Source organism: Hyphomicrobium sp. (assembly GCF_035572195.1).
Taxonomy (GTDB): domain Bacteria; phylum Pseudomonadota; class Alphaproteobacteria; order Rhizobiales; family Hyphomicrobiaceae; genus Hyphomicrobium_B.
On the sequence record NZ_DATNBA010000109.1, the window covers coordinates 1 to 6,239 of the forward strand.

Annotated in this window: 5 protein-coding genes; 2 read left to right on the top strand and 3 right to left on the bottom strand. The window is 61.7% G+C overall.

What is annotated here, in order from left to right:
* On the top strand, positions 1 to 664 hold a 664-nt coding region (locus VN623_RS09015), incomplete at its 5' end, for a P-loop NTPase (protein WP_325570252.1).
* Positions 665 to 734: 70 nt separating this feature from the next.
* Here VN623_RS09015 and VN623_RS09020 read toward each other — a convergent pair.
* Both VN623_RS09020 and VN623_RS09025 read right to left on the bottom strand, forming a co-directional pair.
* The gene (locus tag VN623_RS09020; protein ID WP_325570254.1) at positions 735 to 1,745 is read right to left on the bottom strand and encodes a S1C family serine protease; all 1,011 of its coding nucleotides are present in this window, start codon (positions 1,743 to 1,745) and stop codon (positions 735 to 737) included.
* A 125-nt stretch (positions 1,746 to 1,870) separates the two neighbouring features.
* Entirely contained in the window at positions 1,871 to 3,820 is a 1,950-nt protein-coding gene (locus VN623_RS09025) for an acyl CoA:acetate/3-ketoacid CoA transferase (RefSeq protein ID WP_325570256.1), read from the bottom strand.
* Positions 3,821 to 4,092: 272 nt separating this feature from the next.
* Here VN623_RS09025 and VN623_RS09030 point away from each other — a divergent pair, with 272 nt between their 5' ends.
* Positions 4,093 to 5,541 (top strand): DHA2 family efflux MFS transporter permease subunit, encoded by a 1,449-nt coding sequence (locus tag VN623_RS09030; protein ID WP_325570258.1) that lies wholly within the window; start codon positions 4,093 to 4,095, stop codon positions 5,539 to 5,541.
* An 80-nt stretch (positions 5,542 to 5,621) separates the two neighbouring features.
* Here the strand turns inward: VN623_RS09030 and VN623_RS09035 are convergent, their stop codons facing one another.
* Positions 5,622 to 6,143: an S-adenosylmethionine decarboxylase family protein gene (locus VN623_RS09035; RefSeq protein ID WP_325570260.1), complete on the bottom strand. Its 522-nt coding sequence runs from the start codon at positions 6,141 to 6,143 to the stop codon at positions 5,622 to 5,624.
* Positions 6,144 to 6,239 lie beyond the last annotated feature (96 nt).

Below are 6,239 nucleotides of genomic sequence, written 5' to 3' on the forward strand. Positions count from 1 at the left end.
CGACGCTCGCAAGGGCATCGCGATGTTCAAGCGCGTCGAAGTTCCGATCCTCGGCATCGTCGAGAACATGAGCTACTTCCTCTGTCCGAAGTGCGGCGAGCGTTCCGATGTCTTCGGCCACGGCGGAGCCCGTGACGAGGCGAAAAAACTTGGCGTCCCATTCCTTGGTGAAGTGCCGCTTCACATGGAGATTCGCGAAACGTCCGACAGCGGCAAGCCGGTCACCGTCGCGGCGCCCGAGAGTGTCCATGCCGGGATTTTCCGTGAACTCGCGGCCCGCGCCTGGACGGAAGTTGAGCGCGCCAAGGGAACGCTGACGCCACCGCCGATACTCGACCTTACGGACGGCGGCAAGGTTCTGAAGGCCGCATTTCCGGACGGCCGGACGTTCGAGCTGCCGGCGGAATTCCTGCGCGTCGTGAGCCCGTCAGCCGAAGTCCAAGGCCACTCGGCCTCGCAGCGCATCACTGTGCCGAAGAAGAAGCACGTCAAGATCACCGGCATCACGCCCGTCGGGAATTACGCGACACGCCTCACCTTCGACGACGGTCACAACACCGGCCTCTATACGTGGGGCTATCTGCACGTCCTCGGGCGCGAAAAAGAAAGCCGATGGGGCCAATATCTCGAGGAGCTGGCCGCCAAAGGCCTGACGCGGGAGTAGCCTCGACGATTGTCATCCCGGCCTGAGCGCAGCGCAGAGCCGGGACCAAGTGTTCTGTCGCGGAAGATTGTTAGTTCCGCTCTTCCGGCACGAGCGTGAATTCGTGCTTCTCGCCGCCGCGCAAGACTTCAGCCGTTACCTTCTGATTGATGCGCTTTGCGTCGAGAATGCGTGCCACGTCATCGACGCCCGCAACAGGCGCGCCGTCGAGCGATATGAGAATATCGCCGGCGATCAAGCCCGCTGCCTCGGCCGGTCCGGGGCTCTGAACGCCACGCACGCCGATGGCGCCGGGCTGGGTCAATCCAAAGCTGTGCCGCAAACTCTGCGGCAGCACCACGTGTTCGGCGACGATACCGATCACGCCACGGAGAACGCGGCCGTGAGCCAGGATCTGCGTCAGCACGTATTCCGCCGTATTCGACGCGACCGCGAAGCACAAACCCTGCGCGCCCATGATCGTTGCCGTGTTGATGCCGATCACATGGCCCGCGGAATTGACCAGCGGCCCGCCCGAGTTGCCGGGATTGAGAGCGGCGTCGGTTTGAATGATATCGTCGATCAGACGGCCGTTCTCGGCTCTGAGTGAGCGGCCCACGGCACTGATGATGCCGGCCGTAACGGTCGACTGGAAACCGAGCGGATTTCCGATCGCGATTGCAATCTGACCTGGGCGTATTTTCTTCGAATCCGCCAGATGCGCATACTTCAAACGCTCCGATGTCTCGGCGCGCAGCACCGCGAGATCGGTATCGGGATCTCTGCCGATGAGGCGCGCACCGAACCGCTGGCCGTCGCCTTGCGAAAGGCTGATCGACTGCGTGCCATCGATGACGTGATTGTTGGTCAGCACGAGCCCGTCGGGCGACACGACGACGCCACTGCCCGATCCTTGACCCACACGACCGCCGTGCACCTTCCGAACCTGGACGTGCACGACCGCTGGAGACACCGCGTCGACGACGTCAACGACGGCCCGGCTATAAGCATCCATCAGGTGCGAGTCGTTGAGACCGGCAGTAGGGCTGACCGGCCTCGCGTCTTCGAGAGTAGCCGGAGCGTCATCGTGAAGACGCGACATCCAATGTTCCATAAGGCACCCACGAAAAAAGGTAGGTGCATTAAATTGGGATGCTGCGGAGAGCCATCAAGTGCCGCACCATGTCGACGACGTCGCGCCGCCGAGCTTTGGCCCGATGAACGCCGCTATTCCGCAGCTTGCCGCTTGAGATTCAAGAAGTTGTGGGCATCCTCGGCACGCTCGAAGATGATAGTATCGAGGCCACGCCGTTTCAGCGCGTCCTGCAGCTTCTGCCGAGTGATCGCACTCGTGGCGTAACGCGCCGATCGATCATAATGATGCTTCTTCACGTACGCGACCATGTCGGCATAGCGGTCGTAGAGATCGTCTGCGATCCGGCATCCGTCCTGATTGATCACGGCATCGACCCTCCGGCCGATCGCGTTGCAGGTCTCGACGATCACCTTCTGCAGGTCGGAGATGTCGCTTTTCTTGCGCACGCTCCAGCCTGCGAGATTGAGGAACAGGATATTTTGGCTCGCGTCGTAGTTGATGCGTTCCTTGAGATTCAGGTTCAAGAGGTCCGCGAGAAGATCCATCGGCTGTTCAAGAAAGAGACGCGGGTCCATCGGCACGGGCTTATGGATGTGCGGCTTGAAAGCCATATGAGCGAGGATGTCTCGTTCGATATCTATGCCCGGCGCCACCTCGATTAGCTCGAGCCCGTGCTCGGTCAATTGGAACACGCAGCGCTCGGTCACGTAGATGACGGGTTGCGAACGCTTGGCGGCATACTGGCCCGAGAATGTCACCTGCTCGACCTGCTGCACGAATTTGCGCGAGCGGCCTTCCTTGACGATTCTAAGCTTGCCGTCTTCGATCGCGATTTCGAGCCCGCCGGCTGTGAACGTACCGGCGAAGACGACGGCGCGGGCGTTCTGTGAAATGTCGATGAAGCCGCCGCAGCCATTGAGGCGGCCGCCGAACTTACTGGTATTGACGTTGCCGAGGCTGTCGCATTCGGCCATGCCGAGGCAGGTCAGGTCGAGACCGCCACCATGGTAGAAATCGAACATCTGATTCTGATCGAGGACCGAGTGAGCGTTTGCCGATGAGCCGAAGCTCGATCCGCCCGCCAGCACGCCGCCGACCGCCCCGGCTTCCGTCGTCATCACGAGATAGGGTGTCACCTTCTCTTCGTTGGCGACGTTGGCAACGCCGTCCGGCGCACCGACACCGAGATTGATGACGCCATTGGGCGGTAGCTCGAATGCAGCCCGGCGCGCGATGATCTTGCGCTCGTTCAGCGCCATTTTCGGCAAGCTGTCGACGGTGACGCGCACCTCTCCGGCAAGGCCCGCGTCGTACATTACGCCGTAGTTCATACGGTGCATTTCCGGTGACTCGGCAACGACCACGCAATCGACCAGGATACCGGGAACCTTGACCGCCTTCGGTCTGATCGAGCCGGCCTCGACGAGGCGCTCTACCTGAGCAATGACGACGCCGCCATTGTTGTGCGCGGCCATTGCCTGGGCCAGCACGTCGAGAGTCAAGCACTCCTTCTCCATGCTGAGATTGCCGTGCGGGTCGGCGCTCGTGGCACGGATCAACGCGACGTTGATCGGAGTTGCCTTGTAGAACAGCCACTCCTTGCCTTCGACTTCGACGAGCTTGACGAGATCCTCTTTCGTCGCGGTGTTGACCTTGCCGCCGCCAAGCCGCGGATCGACGTAAGTATGCAGGCCAACCTTCGAAAAAAGTCCCGGCTGGCCGGCGGCGCAGGTGCGATAGAGCGTAGAGATTACGCCTTGCGGCAGGTTGTAGCCCTGAATCTTGTTCTCCTGGGCCGCCTGCGCGACTTTCGGCATGCGTCCATAGTTCGCCGCGATGACCCGTTTGAGAAGGCCCTGATGATAGAGGCGTCCGGTGCCGCGGCCTTTGCTGTCGCCGGCGCCGGCGCACATTATCAGCGTCAGGTCGCGCGGAGCCCCGGTTTCGATGAAACGCTTCTCGAGCGCGGCGTGCAGACTTTCCGGAATGCAGCTCTGGACAAAGCCGGTCGTCGCGACGACATCGCCTTCATTGATGAGCGCAATTGCTTCGTCGGCTGAAATGACCTTGTTCGTGAGCATCTTTCGCGCTTCCCCGAGTGGCCCGCTCCAGGCTTCGCCGGACCCGGCAGCGAGAATTCGGACGGTTTTTGATTTTGTGATGTCGGAGATCAGGTTGCCGCTCAGCCGACGTCAACGCAATAGCTTAGCGCGGGTGTCATTACCCCACTCGATTGGGTAACTGCACCCTATCCTGATGCCGCGTTGCAACTTTTGCCGCACCCCAGACTTGCTGGAAGCGCATGGCGGAACGCTGGCGTCGGTACGTTCTAGACATGTTAGACACCCCGCCAATGAACGAACTGCTGCGCCGCAATCTCATTCCGCTAATCGTCGCCACGGCTCTCTTCATGGAGAACCTCGACGCGACGGTGCTTGCGACGTCGCTGCCGGCGATCGCCAAGGACCTCGGCGCCAACCCGATTAACCTTAAACTGGCGCTGACGACCTATCTCCTGGCGCTTGCCGTCTTCATCCCAGCATCGGGATGGATGGCCGACCGGTTCGGCGCCAAAAACATATTTCGCGCTGCGATGGTTGTCTTCGCCGCGGGTTCGATAGCCTGCGCCCTGTCGACGGGTCTTGGCTCGTTGGTCGCAGCCCGCGTCCTGCAGGGCATGGGCGGGGCGATGATGACGCCTGTAGGCCGCCTGATCGTGTTGCGCACCGTTCCGAGAGCCGAAATGATCGGGGCGATTGCCTGGCTGTCGATACCGGCGCTCGTCGGCCCAGTGCTCGGACCACCGCTCGGCGGCTTCATCACGACGTACTTCGATTGGCGCTGGATCTTCTGGATCAACATTCCGGTGGCGCTCGCCGGCATCGTGTTGATCACGCGCTTCATACCGGACGTGCGTGAGGAAACGCCGAAAGGTTTCGATCTCAGGGGCTTTTTGCTGATCGGGCCGGGACTGTCGCTATTCCTCACCGGCGTAACGCTTCTGGGCCTCGGCCTCGTCACGCAGCAGACGGTCGTCGCCGTGATATTTGCCGGCGCCGCGCTGCTCGTCGCCTACGTCTGGCACGCGCCGCGCGTTTCCGAGCCCATCATCGATCTGAAGCTGCTCGCGATCCCGACATTTCGGGCCGGCGTTATCGGCGGCTTTGTGTTCCGGATCGGCCTGGGAGCCGGGCCCTTTTTGCTGCCGCTTCTGTTTCAAGCGGGATTCGGCATGACGGCGTTCCAATCCGGCATGCTGACCTTCGCGACGGGCGTTGGTTCGATGTTCATGAAGACGCAGGTTGCGACCATCCTGGGCCGCTACGGTTTCCGCAGGGTGCTCGTTTTCAACGCACTCATCGCGGCGCTCTTCGCGGTCGCGCCGGCGTTGTTCACCGTGGCGACTCCGCCGATGCTGATTATCGCGCTGTTCCTGGTCGGCGGCTTGTCGCGGTCGCTGGAGTTCACCAGCCTCAACACGCTGGCCTATGCCGACGTGCCGATCGAACGCCTCAGCAGAGCGACGAGCTTTGCGGCGGTTTGTCAGAACCTGTCGGGCTCGGTTGGCGTCACGATCGCGGCGCTGGGTCTCGACATCGCTCAAAGGACAATGGGCGGCGGAGATCTGGCGCTGGCGCATTTTCCGCCGGTCTTCATTCTGGTCGCGGTGATCTCGGCGTCATCGGTGTTGCTGTTCATGCAACTCTCGAAGTCGGCCGGCGCGTCGCTTCTGCCGGACGAGGCGTTGAAGACGGTCGAACCTGCGAAAGACGTGGCCCGCGTGAGCGAGCGGGAACTCTAGGAAATCAGGCAAGAAAAAGCCGCGACCGGAAACCCGATCGCGGCATCTGTTCTTCGCCGTAAAAAGGTGGAAGCCGCCTCTTAGGCCGCTTTCGCCTGTGCCTTCTGACGCTGAGCCTTTCGCGGTGCTCTGGGCACCACGCGCAAGGCAGGCACGGTAAGGTCGGAGACCGTGCGTTTGCGCCGAATGACGGCCTCGCGCGCCTCGAAGGCGTTGGCGAGAGCCATCAGCGCCACCTCGGGCTTCAGCCCTGCACATCCGCGCGCGTCGACGGCTGCGAAGCCGGTACGCGTGCAGGCTTGCAAAGAGAAATGCCCGGAGCCCAGAACCGCGACGCCGGACACGCCGCCACCGGCGACGCGATCGAGGTGGAGACTCTTGAGCTTGAGGCCAAGGGTCTCGACGGCACGCCGCGTCGCGCGCTCGGCCGACTTGACGTCGTCGAGGCGTTTGGCGCCGTGAAGATCAATAAAGATCGTAGTCCCTGCAGTGCTTACGCTTTGCTCGACGATCGGACTCGTTTCCGGGTCCGCAACTTGTGCGTTGAATTCAGCGCACGAGTGATCTTCCTTTTGGGCGGTGCTTGAACGAGTCAAGTCCATCCCCAATTGGAAGAGGGTGTCATTAAAGGCCATATGACCCTCCCCAACCAGCAGATAGGTTTGACTCGCCCGCTCCTTACCTCATTGGTTCTGGAA

Bases quoted from the DNA above. Each gene is read 5' to 3' on its own strand.
- VN623_RS09030 (WP_325570258.1), top strand. From the start codon at position 4,093: ATGAACGAACTGCTGCGCCGCAATCTCATTCCGCTAATCGTCGCCACG.
- VN623_RS09020 (WP_325570254.1), bottom strand. From the start codon at position 1,745: ATGTCGCGTCTTCACGATGACGCTCCGGCTACTCTCGAAGACGCGAGG.
- VN623_RS09025 (WP_325570256.1), bottom strand. From the start codon at position 3,820: ATGCTCACGAACAAGGTCATTTCAGCCGACGAAGCAATTGCGCTCATC.
- VN623_RS09035 (WP_325570260.1), bottom strand. From the start codon at position 6,143: ATGGACTTGACTCGTTCAAGCACCGCCCAAAAGGAAGATCACTCGTGC.